The 12703-nt window shown below is 32.9% G+C and carries 15 protein-coding genes; 10 read left to right on the top strand and 5 right to left on the bottom strand.

From position 1 onward, the window contains the following. The first annotated feature begins 423 nt into the window (after nucleotides 1-423). Nucleotides 424-915: a hypothetical protein gene (locus BMSHG_RS23680; RefSeq protein ID WP_019156947.1), complete on the top strand. Its 492-nt coding sequence runs from the start codon at nucleotides 424-426 to the stop codon at nucleotides 913-915. Nucleotides 916-940: 25 nt separating this feature from the next. Here the strand turns inward: BMSHG_RS23680 and BMSHG_RS23675 are convergent, their stop codons facing one another. From BMSHG_RS23675 to BMSHG_RS23660, 4 genes are all read right to left on the bottom strand, one after another. Then, on the bottom strand, nucleotides 941-1183 hold the full coding sequence (locus tag BMSHG_RS23675) for a helix-turn-helix domain-containing protein (RefSeq protein ID WP_019156946.1): 243 nt from the start codon (nucleotides 1181-1183) through the stop codon (nucleotides 941-943). 30 nt (nucleotides 1184-1213) lie between these two features. After that, the gene (locus BMSHG_RS23670) at nucleotides 1214-1912 is read right to left on the bottom strand and encodes a hypothetical protein (RefSeq protein WP_019156945.1); all 699 of its coding nucleotides are present in this window, start codon (nucleotides 1910-1912) and stop codon (nucleotides 1214-1216) included. A 161-nt stretch (nucleotides 1913-2073) separates the two neighbouring features. Next, on the bottom strand, nucleotides 2074-2469 hold the full coding sequence (locus tag BMSHG_RS23665) for a hypothetical protein (RefSeq protein WP_019156944.1): 396 nt from the start codon (nucleotides 2467-2469) through the stop codon (nucleotides 2074-2076). A 171-nt stretch (nucleotides 2470-2640) separates the two neighbouring features. Beyond that, nucleotides 2641-2847 (bottom strand): hypothetical protein, encoded by a 207-nt coding sequence (locus BMSHG_RS23660; protein WP_019156943.1) that lies wholly within the window; start codon nucleotides 2845-2847, stop codon nucleotides 2641-2643. Between the two features lie 411 nt (nucleotides 2848-3258). Here BMSHG_RS23660 and BMSHG_RS23655 point away from each other — a divergent pair, with 411 nt between their 5' ends. The 6 genes from BMSHG_RS23655 to BMSHG_RS23630 all read left to right on the top strand — a co-directional run bounded on the left by BMSHG_RS23655 (nucleotide 3259) and on the right by BMSHG_RS23630 (nucleotide 8232). After that, complete coding sequence (locus BMSHG_RS23655) at nucleotides 3259-3789, top strand: hypothetical protein (RefSeq protein ID WP_019156942.1); 531 nt, start codon at nucleotides 3259-3261, stop codon at nucleotides 3787-3789. A gap of 153 nt (nucleotides 3790-3942) precedes the next feature. Beyond that, entirely contained in the window at nucleotides 3943-4191 is a 249-nt protein-coding gene (locus tag BMSHG_RS23650) for a hypothetical protein (RefSeq protein ID WP_019156941.1), read from the top strand. Between the two features lie 137 nt (nucleotides 4192-4328). After that, entirely contained in the window at nucleotides 4329-4811 is a 483-nt protein-coding gene (locus BMSHG_RS23645; protein WP_019156940.1) for a hypothetical protein, read from the top strand. Beyond that, nucleotides 4783-6591: a type IV secretory system conjugative DNA transfer family protein gene (locus tag BMSHG_RS26875; protein WP_019156939.1), complete on the top strand. Its 1809-nt coding sequence runs from the start codon at nucleotides 4783-4785 to the stop codon at nucleotides 6589-6591. Before BMSHG_RS23645 ends, BMSHG_RS26875 begins: the two co-directional genes overlap by 29 nt. A 38-nt stretch (nucleotides 6592-6629) precedes the next feature. Next, the gene (locus BMSHG_RS26870; protein WP_019156938.1) at nucleotides 6630-7478 is read left to right on the top strand and encodes a hypothetical protein; all 849 of its coding nucleotides are present in this window, start codon (nucleotides 6630-6632) and stop codon (nucleotides 7476-7478) included. 7 nt (nucleotides 7479-7485) lie between these two features. Beyond that, entirely contained in the window at nucleotides 7486-8232 is a 747-nt protein-coding gene (locus tag BMSHG_RS23630; protein ID WP_019156937.1) for a hypothetical protein, read from the top strand. A gap of 44 nt (nucleotides 8233-8276) precedes the next feature. Here the strand turns inward: BMSHG_RS23630 and BMSHG_RS23625 are convergent, their stop codons facing one another. Next, complete coding sequence (locus BMSHG_RS23625) at nucleotides 8277-10046, bottom strand: hypothetical protein (protein WP_019156936.1); 1770 nt, start codon at nucleotides 10044-10046, stop codon at nucleotides 8277-8279. A 508-nt stretch (nucleotides 10047-10554) separates the two neighbouring features. Here BMSHG_RS23625 and BMSHG_RS28345 point away from each other — a divergent pair. The 3 genes from BMSHG_RS28345 to BMSHG_RS23610 are packed head-to-tail and all read left to right on the top strand — an operon-like array spanning nucleotide 10555 to nucleotide 12698. Next, on the top strand, nucleotides 10555-11688 hold the full coding sequence (locus BMSHG_RS28345; RefSeq protein ID WP_019156935.1) for a RecT family recombinase: 1134 nt from the start codon (nucleotides 10555-10557) through the stop codon (nucleotides 11686-11688). After that, the gene (locus BMSHG_RS23615) at nucleotides 11685-11960 is read left to right on the top strand and encodes a hypothetical protein (protein ID WP_019156934.1); all 276 of its coding nucleotides are present in this window, start codon (nucleotides 11685-11687) and stop codon (nucleotides 11958-11960) included. The genes BMSHG_RS28345 and BMSHG_RS23615 overlap by 4 nt, the downstream gene beginning before the upstream one ends. Before the next feature lie 24 nt (nucleotides 11961-11984). Continuing rightward, nucleotides 11985-12698 (top strand): hypothetical protein, encoded by a 714-nt coding sequence (locus BMSHG_RS23610; protein ID WP_019156933.1) that lies wholly within the window; start codon nucleotides 11985-11987, stop codon nucleotides 12696-12698. The last annotated feature ends 5 nt before the right edge of the window (nucleotides 12699-12703 follow it).

Here is a 12703-nt window from a genome sequence, read left to right as displayed (position 1 = left end):
GAGTTAATCCCTTCTTTGTCCTTTTTCTCCCCAAGAATAGGAATCATACCAGGGCAAAGAACGGATATTCTCTTTAACGTCTAAATAACACCTTTCACAGTAGTATTTTATAGACGTTTTTCCTCTCTCAAATAGTGGTGTCATAGTTTCTAGGGAATACCACTTACCACAATACATACACAATTCACGTTCGTTTTTCTTCATATTCTTCAGTTCTTTAAAAATTTCTACTTTAAATATCTCAATATAACCATTTACCCATTATCAGTTTCTTAACTTGGATTTTTATTAGCATTTTTTACGAGTTTGAAAAAAAGTCTCAAAAAATTATATTTACGGATCTTTTGACTCATCAAAACTCTTTGATATGTGAGGGGCTACAATATTAGTTCTTCTTACAACGTAAATAGGAGAGTGGTCAAGATGATTAATGAGAAAATTGGTAAAAATGAGAGTGTTTACGTATTGGTATTGAGGATCAATCCTCTAAAATACCGAGCTGCTGAAGGTATGAGCTTACAACACTTCATTAATTTTTGCAAAAAGAATGACGAGGTGCTGTTCCCCACTAATCTAAATATTAGTGAAAAGACCGTTGAAGAACTACTCGCAAAAGGCAGAGTCTTAGTTTTTTTCTTAGAGAATGAAAAAGTACACTGGTTTGCTGAATTAACGGATTTTCGCAAAGGAGAGGATATTGGTGTAGACTTTATCAATGCCTTAACACCTTCTAGCTATTGTAATGAAAAAAGGAACTATCTGGAGTTAACTAACTTTGATTACAGTGAGAAAGGAATAGCATTTGATGATTATGCTATGCTTTTTACTCAATTTAAGAATTCTAAGAAAGTATATCCATCAGCAGTTGCACAAAACAGACATTTTCCAAGCAAGTTTTATTTAGTAAAGAAATAAACGAACGTTTAAAATCCCCATTTTTTTAAGATGGGGATTTACCTTCATTTTTTATGACCAACAACTCATTAATATCACAGTTTAAGTATAGACAAACTTTTTCGATCACATCGACTGGTAATCGGTCCATCTTATTAGCAGCAAACCTTCGTAAACTCTCACGCTGGATCTCTGTAAGTTCAGACAGCTCCCTTAATGACAAGGGTTTATCCAGCCCATGCTGTTTTTGATGTTCAATCAATAGCTCATTCAATCGAACATATATCATCGGTGTAACACTCCTTAAATAAATAAATTATCAAATGAACTCTTCTCTTACCTTAAGCACATCAATATAGTTCTTCAACATTACCTCCAGGTTCTTCGGAATATTATTTTTCACATTGCCACTTCCAGATAAGTCTTTAATCGCAGATTTTTTTATTTCTTCATTCTCAAAAAACATCTTCAAGTGTTGAGTTTCAATCCATTCAACCAATTCATCATCATTACTAAAATACATAGCCTTAGCAAAAGAACCACCTTGAAAACATTCATGAAGAAAATGTGGCATATAATCATAATATGGGGGTAAACCACGTTTAGAATTTATTGAGCTATTGTGGGGCAAAATCATTACATTTTCTCTTTTCATCCCTCGACAAAATAATTCTGACAGTTTTTCAACTATGGCTTCATTAACTGGGAGAAATTTTTCTATATCGTGCTTAATAAACTCATTTAAAAAAGCCAATTTATCATTCATATTACCTATTTTGTTTAAAATTGAATATCCATTAAGTCTTACTAATGAAAATCTTAATGGTAACCACAAAGAAAAGATTGTGTCTGCTTTTAAATCGCCATCGGTTAATTGACAATCTAAATCATTTTCTTTTCTAAAATTATCATGTAGTTTTTCATTTCCTTTGTACCGAATTTTAGGATTATTACTTTCGTAATATATCCACTGATCTATTTTTTCCTCAATAGGTTTCAATATCCCATTGCGTGTCATTTTCCCCTCAACCTTTCTGCCCCTTAAATAGTCTTAAACGAATCTATTTATCAATTCGCTATATTTGTCTTATGTTGATCATCTACATATCTATTATTTGATTTGCAAATTATAGCAAGATGAATGCATCATAAAGATTAATGAGTACATCAGCTTACTCATTAATCTTTATTTTTCCTAGAGAACAACGGTAAAAAAAATATTATTGCAGAGATCAGTATCATAATTGTTAACGACTTTATTAAAAATGTAACGTCTTGCGAAACTTTATCTTTAAAAGAAGAAGGCGAACCGTCATGTGAATTGCTCCAAAAATCCAAGTTAAAAGGCCTACTTATTGCTTCTAAAGTTTTGGAAATGGAGAAACCATTCGCAAAAGATGCATCATAAGCGAAATAAGCGAATATTACAACTAAACCAATGGCTGCTAATGTTAATCCTATTAATAGTGCAGGAGTAGTATGATGTTTTATCTTTATAACTTTTCTAAATACAAAAAAATAAAAAACGGAAATTAATATGGCAAAATAAAAAATGAATTGAACTGTACTCCACATAATTTTTCCTCCTAATAATTTCTTTAATTATCATTACGATTATGCAGTATATAAGTTTCGTAAAAGGTTAATAGGCTACTTAGCTTATTAGTTTTCTTTTGGTTCTAAGAGTGTTCCTGAATAACTTCCGTCTTCGTCTAAATTAATCAATAAATTATCAGAAAATCGGCATTAACGGATTTTATATTTATCAAAAATGAGATCCATTTGATGCATAACTAACCAAGAAATATCTTTCATAGATTCAGCATGACCAACTTTTGATATAGTTGCTACTTCAATGTTTGTAAATTCCAAACATTTATCATCAACTTTGTTAATTAACTTTGATGTTCTTTTTTTCAAACGTGCAAACTCTTTCTTTTCCTCTTTATCCATTTCTTCACTCCTAATAATCGAATTTCATTTATCAGCCCATCACGAGCTGAAAACATTGTTGTATCAAACCTAGAAGAGATAGGAGACTTCGTTCGTATCCAACCTTTCGGCCAGTGTAATGGATAACCTTCAATCATATTTATCATCCTCTCTTTACATTCTATTTCGTAAGGAAAGAAAGCCTTATGTTAATGCAATTTATTATATAAAGTATAACATGACACATTTTGTAAGTCAAAATTACATAGGTAACTAGATATAGGTTACAATAAAACATAAACCACTACATATAGTTGACACATTATATGTGTCGTGTTATAATAATATAAAGGATAGAAAACCTTTAAAAAAAGGTTGTTTGTATGTTTCTGTCCGTTTAAACTTTATGGTAAAGAAAGGCAGGTGTTAACCATGAACAATAAAGAAATGAACGATTTTGCTACTGGATGGGTTGCGGGGGAGATTATTGAAAAAGCAACTAAAGATGACAAGAATAATGGTGCTGGTTGTGGTGCTGTCTTATTCTATGGATTTGTTGGATTTATTTTATTCTCCATTTATGCAATTTCTGGAGTTGAATTTTCAAAGATTTGGGGATTTCTAAAAGTTGTAACATTCCCTATTACTTGGGACTATCAATATATGGATTTCAAACTATTCGGACCTAATAACTACGCATCAACTTTTGGTTCTCTTGCATGGCTACTAGGGTTTGTAGTTTTATTGAAAATATTGGATAAAGTTATACTACATGAGTTGGAAGGCAACATCCTTAAAAAGAGAATCGGGCAATTTCAACCAGTAAAGACAACAATCGTTTTACTGTCATTTCTTTATGATAAAGTTCTTGGTTACATTATAGCTTTCTTTATGGGCGTGCTTGTGTTTAAGATTATGTGGCATGGGTTCTTGTCCATTTTCACTTTCATTTTCTCTATTTAAACTAATCTTTTATAATTTTAAACGTTGATTTATAACACTCTCTTTTATAAGGGGGTGTTTTTTTATTCTTTAAATTATTGGCACTCTGTAAGACTTGATATTTGCTAATCTGATGTTAAGTAACATATCAATTTTTCGAAAGGGGGGAAGTGATTGCAGCCAAATTCCTACCTACTTCTTAGAGAGCACCTTATTAAAATCGGTATTGATCCGATTATTGTGGAGCAACTAGATGATTTAGATTCAAACATACAAGAAGATATTACAATGTTGTTCGCAGAAGTAGCGAACGATGACTTACTCTTTATCTTATCTTTAAAACTATCTTTAAATGGGGAAGATTTAGCATTTGTAGAGAATTATCTTAACAGGAAAAAGAAAAATAACATGCTCACTCAATAGAAGTGGAGGGGTGAAGTATAAGATTACTTGTCTCAAATTCATCTTTAACAATTCTAATCATCAGCGTATACTTATTCGCATTTGAATCAGCGATTATTTATCATCCTTATATTTCAATAGGGATTTCTATTATCTATTTGCTAATAGGTGCGTATTTATTAGGAAAATATCTACATGGGAACAAAGGAATAATCGGTATTGCACTAATCACAAATGCAGTATTTATCGGCTTGGGTCAATATTTAGAGTTTTATATATCACTCATATCATTTGTCACGAACATAATGGGGGTAATTCTATCCTTTATTGTAATGGTCATTTTCTATTACTGGAAAGAAGGTCAAAAACACTATGAAGTTCGTATCAAAAATGAAAAAGTAGAAGAGGAACTCCCGAAAGTAAGCATAGAGGAGAAGATAAAACTTCTAATCACCTTATTAAAAAAAGCTAGAAAGTACCATAAAGAAAAAGGTTATTCCAAAAAACTAGCCTTTCAATTTGCATTTGTAGAAATCCAAGAAGAAAAAAGTAAAGTTGAGGAGAAAAATGCACTCGATTTTGTACTAGGTAAGGAGGTTATATTGCAACGTAATGAATATGACCAAAACCCACAAAAATAGTCAAAAAAAAGATATATCAAACATAATTCATTGGGGAGGGGACGATCCGTTTACCCATACTCTTGTAGTAGGGCCGACACGATGCGGGAAAACCTCTCAAATTCTAAAGCCATTAATCTATCAAATTCTAAAAGCCAAAAGAAGGGGAATTCCAGTAGGTTTGAGCGTCATTGAGCCTAAAGGTGATGTTGCTCGAATGGTGAAAGAAATGGCTGAAGAAATGGGATTGTCAGACCAATTAGTTTACATTGACCCACTTTATCCAAATGAAACAAATCGTATTAACGTGATGAAAGGCGATACATCTGATGTAGCTGAAGCAACCGTAGCAGTTTTAAAATCATTGTTTGGTAAACAAGAGGCATTCTTTGCTACCGTCCAGGAGCTTTCAAGCAGAAAAGTAACGTTACTCTTAAAAGAGTTATATGGGGACAGTATGGACATTATGGATGTCCTGGCTAACCTTCGAGATGTAACCATCTTACAAACGAATGTTGAAAAGTTAAGAGCTGCAAAAGGAACAAATGACCTTGTACAATTTTTTGATAATGAATTACTTGGAAAAGGAAAAATGTCTGAAAAATATAGACAGTTTATAGTCGGATTAAGAGCTCAACTCGAAAATATAACTTCAAACGAACGTTTAAGAGCAATCGTGACTGGCAAATCAGATATAGACTTGGACGAGCATTTTGAAAAAGGTGGAATTCTTGCAGCAAATACATCATTGGCCAAACTCGGAAAGAGCGGCGATGCATTTGGAATGTTTCTCACAATGCATTTACAACTAGCTTCATTTAGACGGGGTGGCACTGAAAGAACAAGAGTTCCACATTATTTAATTATTGATGAATACTCACGCTATATTAACCCTGATGTAGAAAGATTTTTATCCGTTGCAGCAGAATATCGTGTAGCTCTCATAGCAGCGATCCAGTCATTAGGACAACTTGAGTTAGAAAGTGGAACTCTTTCTGCAAAAGCAATGAAAAGATCAATCCTAACAAGCACAAGAAATAAAATCGTCTTTGGTGGTTTGGAATACGAAGATGCAGAAGAAGTGTCCAAAATCATGGGGAAAAATCTGATTCGTCAACGAGAAAGAATGTTTAGCGGAGGAATACTGGAGAATATTTTACCTAAACATTATAGGGATTCCGAAGAAGAAAAACAGCGATTTTATTCTACTTTTTTAATGGATGGTTTACCACGTTTTCATTACATCCATAAATTGCTCGACAATGGAACTCCTAGAGAACCAGGCATTGCAGTAGGCGAATTTGTCCCTAGAAATTGGAAAGAAGAATTAGAGAAAGAAGAATTAGCGTTAAACAGCTATAAAAAACCTCCTATTTTTGACTGGAAAGGGAGAGCTGAGTACGCAGTAAAGCAAAAGCGACTAGAAGAATCGGAAATTAGAAGAAAACATGCACAAGAGGTTTTCTCTATCAATCCGTTTGAAGATGCTGGAGAAGCAGAAGCACACAATAAACCTAGTGTATCTATCCACACTCCAACTATCGAAAATCAGAATCCAGTCGATAATATCTCAACAGATAAATCAAATAAGAAAGAATCATCAGAGCAACCAAAAGAAGAAAAAGAAGTAAAAATAGATAGCGCACCAGTTTCACCTATCGTGTTCGATATTTCTAAAAAGAAGAAAGATGTAAAAAATAAACCAAAAGAACAAGCAGAACCACCACAAAAACAAGTACAGAAAGGTATCAATCCCCATACCGATAGTCATACTGCGGGAATAGATGATACTTTTTGGTAATAAAAAAAATTAGAGAATGACTAGGAGGAAATGAAATTATGGCAGAACAAGCATTAAGTGTATTAGTAGAAGGATATGATCCGAAAAAAGCTGTTGAAGCAACTCGTAACAATTCTTTGGACACATCCGAAGATTGGCAAGAGATTTATGCAGCACGTCAGAATGGCACCATTTTGCAAGGTGAATTAATCGGTATTGAGTCACCAGAGTCAGATAAAACATACGGAATCGTTCAAGTAGGATTTGTAAATGGTTACTTACCGATGCAAGAAGCTGGAGAAGAAATTAAAAACATCAATCAATTCAGAAGCTTAATAGGCTCAAAAGTTGTATTTAAGGTAACCAATTTACTTAGAGAAGAAGAACAGTTTGTAGCTTCTCGTAAAGAAGCATTAAAACAGATGCAAGAGACTACTTGGAAAAGACTTAAAAAGGGCCAAGATGTTATTGCTGTTGTACGTGATGTTCGAATGAAAACAGTTAAACTCGAAATTGGTGGAGTCACTGTTAAAATGGGTGCTGAAGAATATGATCATAAATTCTTTAACGATCTTCGTGACGAACTAAAAGCAGGAGATCACATGCACGTAAAAATCCTATCTGTGGATGTAGAGAAAAAAGAAGTAAAAGTAAGTGCAAAGGCTTTAAAAGAAAATATGTGGGACGATATCGCAAAGCATTTACGAGTAAAAGGGGAATATTCTGGTATCATTACAGGAATCGCCGAATTTGGTGTGTTCATTAACATTCGTGGAAATGTCGATGCTTTAGCTCCTCATTTGAAGTTCGATAAGTTCAAAAAAGGGGATAAAGTATTAATTCGACTCTTAGAAATTCAACCGAAAACTCAGCATATTCGAGCAAAGATTATTAGAAAATTAGGATAAGAACCTAATGGATGCCCAACTAAGTCCTTTTTCATTAAGACATGAATGGACTATAAAATGGCAAGAAAATGACAGAGTACACGAAAATGCGATGAACTGGAACGGTAAAGTAGAAGATGAATTATTGCCTACTCTTGCAAATGTAGGAGTAATTAGTTCTCTACAACTAAAAAATTTGTTTTTAAATGGTGACAATCGAAAAATTTCAAAGCTATGCTCAACGGGTAAATTAATAAGACATAATCTCATAAGAAACAAGCAGGAAATTCCTATTTTCACACTCGGACCTACTTCAGTCGAAATGATGAAAGATAGGATGCCAATAACAGAATGGAGAGATTTTACCATCTCCGATATTCTTCAGAGATTAATCTTTTTTCAACTAATAACAAAATTCAAAAGAGATGGCCAAAGAGTTTCTATTATTCCTTCAGTAAAACCATTTGTTGCTGCTTTCATAAGGAATAACAAAAAATTTCATGTATTGATCGAAAGAGGAAACGTGCAAGAAATCCTTCACACCCTAAAATTTTATTCTCCTAGAGAACGATTCATTTTTATTAAAGAAAATGCCAACCATGGGCAAGAACTAAATGAATTCCTAGTAAATTGCAAGGTTAGGATGACTACCGATAGCGATTTGGATAAGCCATTTGATGAAATGTTCTATGTTTATAATGGTGGAGAATGGTTACTCGAAAAGAATACAGAAGATAGAATCACAACTATTGAAACATCTAATGCAGTACGTTAAAAAATCCCCCTTTTTATAAGGGGGGTACAATATAATAAAGTCCATTATAAGTTATTATATAAATGGTAAATAGGATATTCTTTGTAAGTTGTTTGAATAGAAATATCGAGTTTACCAAAAAAGAATTCTGCCTCTTTTTTGCTTCCTAACAACACATTTGTACAAAATTGAACCTCCATATCTGCCGAATTGGAAGATTTCATATTAATTAATTCCTCTATTTCTAATTCATCTAGAGTACCATTCAGCCTAAGTTGCACTTGTAATTGATTAATTCTTAAAATCCTATAAGAGTCTTTTTCTAAACCCTTTTTATATTTTCCATAAATATATTCAGCTAATTTTAATAGTTCAATATTTTGATTTTCATCAAAAGCTTCAATACATAATAAACAAAAATAATTTATAGGGCCAAATAATTGTTCATTTATAAAATCATCAAGCTTTAAAAAACTAGATTTTATAATATCTATATTTAAGTTTTGGCTTGATGTAAGGACATCTTTTGATAGCTGGATATAAGGACTACATGGATAAACTTCTTCATTGATTTCAACTCTAGTTTCTTTTTTTAATAAATTCTCTGAAAACCCATTAATTATATGTTGTTCTGACTTGGAATTATAAAATAAGACTAAATAAATCCCACACAAAGTATATGAAATAAATCCAACATTCGGTTGTTCCTTAACGTTAATCCTCCTTAAATCGTTTCTCAAAACTACATCTGTAAATATCTCAATTTCTCTAAGTGTTTTGTTGTTATCATTCTCTACTTTAAATTCAATATTATTTGATAAATTTAACAATGTGAACGCACTTTGTAATTCACAAAATAAATCATATAAATCTTTAATTCTTCCTATCCACTTTTTATCAGTAGGCTTAGCTCCTTCTATAAAAATACTTTCTTTAACAAATGATACTTTTTGACCATCTAGAATTGATTTTAAGATTGGCAAAACTCTAAGTTGAGTACTAATAGATTTAAAACGATAGAATTTAAAATTAAATTTCTTGTTACCCAGAAATTCCAACTCTAAAGAGTCTTCAAGTAGCATAGTTACTTTTTCTTTGTTTCTTTTGACCTCAATGTTTACTTCATTTTTTTCCCCATCTACTATGACTGTTTCCCTATTTTGACTGAATTCAGCTGTAATCCTAACAACGCCTATTGGAACAGACAATTCCAATTCATTATATTTTCCATAGAATATAAAATCATGTTCAAAAATATCACTAGTTTCTTCTTTCGTTGGGTCGAATGTTAGACTCGTAATGTGAAATGAAGTAAAGTCTTCTTTATTATGTAGATTACTTTCTATTAAAATTGGCGCCTGTTTTTTCGACTCTTTCAGAAAACCTAAGCAGATCCTATACAAGTTAGTTTCTGATAAAGGGCGAAATATCAACTTTCTTTTACCTTGCTTTCCATATTCAATAATAAGTAATCTCAATTCTGTCGGGAGTAAATGCTTATAAAATATTTTAGTGTCCATGTTTTGATCTACTTCAACCACAAAATATATAGCTCCATTGCTATCATAAAAATTCCTTAAATCGTCCAACTTCACCGGATAATCTCGATTACCTTTTGTAAAATTATCAACATATTTTCCTTTGATTTGTACGGGCACTCTCCCCAATAGAGAGCTTGTTTTTTCCGATATATCGCTCATCACGGATATATCACCATCAAAGGAAATACCTTTATCACCTACTTGAATATTTGGAATCAGACTATAGTTATTCGCTTCAGTATTTATAGAAGTAACTGCAGCCCTTTCAATTTGACCATTAGATAATGGGATCATTTAAACCACTCCTAGAAAAAGTATGAACGTTCTTTTATTTATAAATCTATTTTATACTTCTCTATTAAATTTTTCCTAAATTTTCTTTTTTCTTCTTTTTGATATGCTAATATATACATATAGCTTTATTAAAATTTTTAACCCTTATACTTTCCCTTGTTCTTAACAAGAGCTGAATGAAACTGGGTAGAAGGATTTTTGCGAAAGCACCTTCATAAAAAACTGTCTTTGACAGTTAGCCTTTATACTCCTCCATTTATTGTGCTGGGAGAAACTAGGTAATTCTAGCGGAAATGCTAGAGCAAAAGACTTTATTCCTGATTTTAAGGGATAGAGAACAATTATATAGTTTTAACGCACAAGACGTATACACTCTAATTATTTTATATGATATGAGATGCTGTAGGTCTTATTTTTATGCGTTGCAAAAAATTAAGCGGGTTTCGGTCTTTTTGACTGAAACCTGCTTTTTTTATTTAAAAAATCTTTTTACAAGGAGAGGGTTTCAATGGAAAAAGCGATTCAATTTACTGAGGAGCAAAAGAGTTTAATTTGGAGAACAAAAGTACAGCCAAAAAAAGGTACAGCCGATGACGCACTAATGTTCATGGAAGTTTGTGAGCAGTATGGATTGAATCCGTTACTTAACGATATTGTTTTCAATCGTTATGAAACGAAGTCAGGTCCAGTAGTGAACTTTATAGTGACTCGTGATGCTTATTTGAAAGTAGCAATGCGTGATCAAAATTACGTAAAAGTCATTGGGAACGTTGTTAAAGAAGGGGATCATTTTCAGATGAACACTGTCGATGGTTCTATTGAACACCGTTTCGGTACTAAAAGAGGGAATATTCTTGGAGCGTGGGCAATTGCCGAACACAAAACAAGAGGTCGATTACCAGTGTTTGTTGACTTTGAAGAAAATTGGAAAGCGAATGCTGCCAGTCAAAACGGAAGAAATGCTGTGTGGGATGATAGACCGTCAGCTATGATTTTAAAAGTAGCTGAAGTTACTGCCCTTCGTAGACAATTTCCATTAGGCGGGGTTGTTGCAGCCGAAGAAATCGGATTAAACGATTTGCCAATTGTTGAAATGGACGAACCATCTACTCAACCTCAAAAAGAGCCTGTGAAAGAGGAAAATAAAACTCCAAAGAAAAACACTCAAAAATCCTCTAGTGAGACACAAGAAAAGAAGGTAAAAACGGAACAACCGAAAAAACAAGAAGAAGAAAAAGAAGTAAAAGAAAAAACTCAATCGAAACCAGTCGATAATAATCCTGTTAAAAAGGAAGAAAAGTCTGAAGCTACTAAGCAAGTAGAACCTGAAAATGAGGAAACTACAGAAACTGAATTAGTAACAGACGAACCTACTACGGAGCAGGAGCCAAACGACTATACTGCATTAAGTGTACTTGATATTAAAATGGCTAAATCGCCAGCTTCTGGACAAATAGTTGCAAAAGTAGCTGTTGAAGCAGAAGATGGATCTCGTTTCATAATACTTACGAATCAAGAAGAAGTCATTTTGAAACTAGATGAAGTCGAAACGAGTATCGAGAACCCACAAACCTATCTATTAAAGTATATAACTGAAAATGGATACAACTATCTATTAGATGTTGGTGGGAAAGCAGTATGATTAGAGCTACTTTTAGTATAGGGACAACATTTTATTTTGTTGTTCCTTCTGATTCTTCTTGTCATGGAAGTGTAGTTGTTGCCATTGAAAAAAATGGATCGGTTTATACAATTAAACATGCTTGTAAACAAAATGAGGACTCTGCAGATAAGCACTGTGAACATACAGTAGCAGCAAATTATCTCATTCAGGAATGGAATACTCATCAAGACTACTCCATTCAATATAAGCGTGAACACATTGTGCTTAAACCCGAAATGATCCAGGTCTAAAAATATCATAGGTAGGTGATTAAAGTGTTACCTTCCATCATTGATGTAGCTAGAGAAAATCAATTAACTTTCAATGAACGCTCGTTGAACAAAAAGGAAGTCATGTGTAAGTGTCCTTTTTGCTTAGCTGATGCTAACAATCCAAAGAAATTTTATCTAAGCCTAAATCCCGATAAAAATGTCTTTAAATGTTGGTATTGCAAAGAATATGGTGGTGTTCTTCAATTTGAAAGTTTAGTAACTGGTAATTCTTATGAAGAAGTGAGACTGAAGTATTTCGGTGATATCAAGAAAAAGTATCACCCCGCAGAACTTCTAAGTCCAAAGCAATTAAAGGCAATAAATTGGGATGAAATCAAACGTAAACATAACGATGAATATAAACGTTCTTTAGAAAATGTTTTCGCTGATTGGAAGGCTCATGTCCATTCTCAACGTATTCTAGCCTTTGCCAAATTGCTTATCGGTATTGAATCAAAGAAATATCAGTTAATTTGCGAGAATATCAAAAAACAAGCTTTAGATTCCCAAGTTCCAAACTTACTAGAAGATGTATTGGAAATGTATTCATCTTCAGAGTGGAAAAGTTGGGCATTGGAAGCGCGTGAGATTGCTGTTTCAGCGTTATTGATTGCAAGAAAAGAAAACAATGAATTAGCCAATGCTCTAGTTTATGTGGTCTTTGCTTTCAGTCAATATAATCAAAAAAATAAGAATGATAATAGAAGGGTTGGATGATTTTA

Origin of the sequence: Robertmurraya massiliosenegalensis JC6 (assembly GCF_000311725.1) — a bacterium.
Taxonomy (GTDB): Bacteria; Bacillota; Bacilli; order Bacillales; family Cytobacillaceae; genus Robertmurraya; species Robertmurraya massiliosenegalensis.
Note: the sequence above shows the minus strand (reverse complement) of the source record. Positions and strands in the feature narration are given on the sequence as shown.

Bases quoted from the DNA above. Each gene is read 5' to 3' on its own strand.
- BMSHG_RS23680 (WP_019156947.1), top strand. From the start codon at position 424: ATGATTAATGAGAAAATTGGTAAAAATGAGAGTGTTTACGTATTGGTA.
- BMSHG_RS23675 (WP_019156946.1), bottom strand. From the start codon at position 1,183: ATGATATATGTTCGATTGAATGAGCTATTGATTGAACATCAAAAACAG.
- BMSHG_RS23670 (WP_019156945.1), bottom strand. From the start codon at position 1,912: ATGACACGCAATGGGATATTGAAACCTATTGAGGAAAAAATAGATCAG.
- BMSHG_RS23665 (WP_019156944.1), bottom strand. From the start codon at position 2,469: ATGTGGAGTACAGTTCAATTCATTTTTTATTTTGCCATATTAATTTCC.
- BMSHG_RS23660 (WP_019156943.1), bottom strand. From the start codon at position 2,847: ATGGATAAAGAGGAAAAGAAAGAGTTTGCACGTTTGAAAAAAAGAACA.
- BMSHG_RS23655 (WP_019156942.1), top strand. From the start codon at position 3,259: ATGAACAATAAAGAAATGAACGATTTTGCTACTGGATGGGTTGCGGGG.
- BMSHG_RS26875 (WP_019156939.1), top strand. From the start codon at position 4,783: ATGAATATGACCAAAACCCACAAAAATAGTCAAAAAAAAGATATATCA.
- BMSHG_RS26870 (WP_019156938.1), top strand. From the start codon at position 6,630: ATGGCAGAACAAGCATTAAGTGTATTAGTAGAAGGATATGATCCGAAA.
- BMSHG_RS23630 (WP_019156937.1), top strand. From the start codon at position 7,486: ATGGATGCCCAACTAAGTCCTTTTTCATTAAGACATGAATGGACTATA.
- BMSHG_RS23625 (WP_019156936.1), bottom strand. From the start codon at position 10,046: ATGATCCCATTATCTAATGGTCAAATTGAAAGGGCTGCAGTTACTTCT.
- BMSHG_RS28345 (WP_019156935.1), top strand. From the start codon at position 10,555: ATGGAAAAAGCGATTCAATTTACTGAGGAGCAAAAGAGTTTAATTTGG.
- BMSHG_RS23615 (WP_019156934.1), top strand. From the start codon at position 11,685: ATGATTAGAGCTACTTTTAGTATAGGGACAACATTTTATTTTGTTGTT.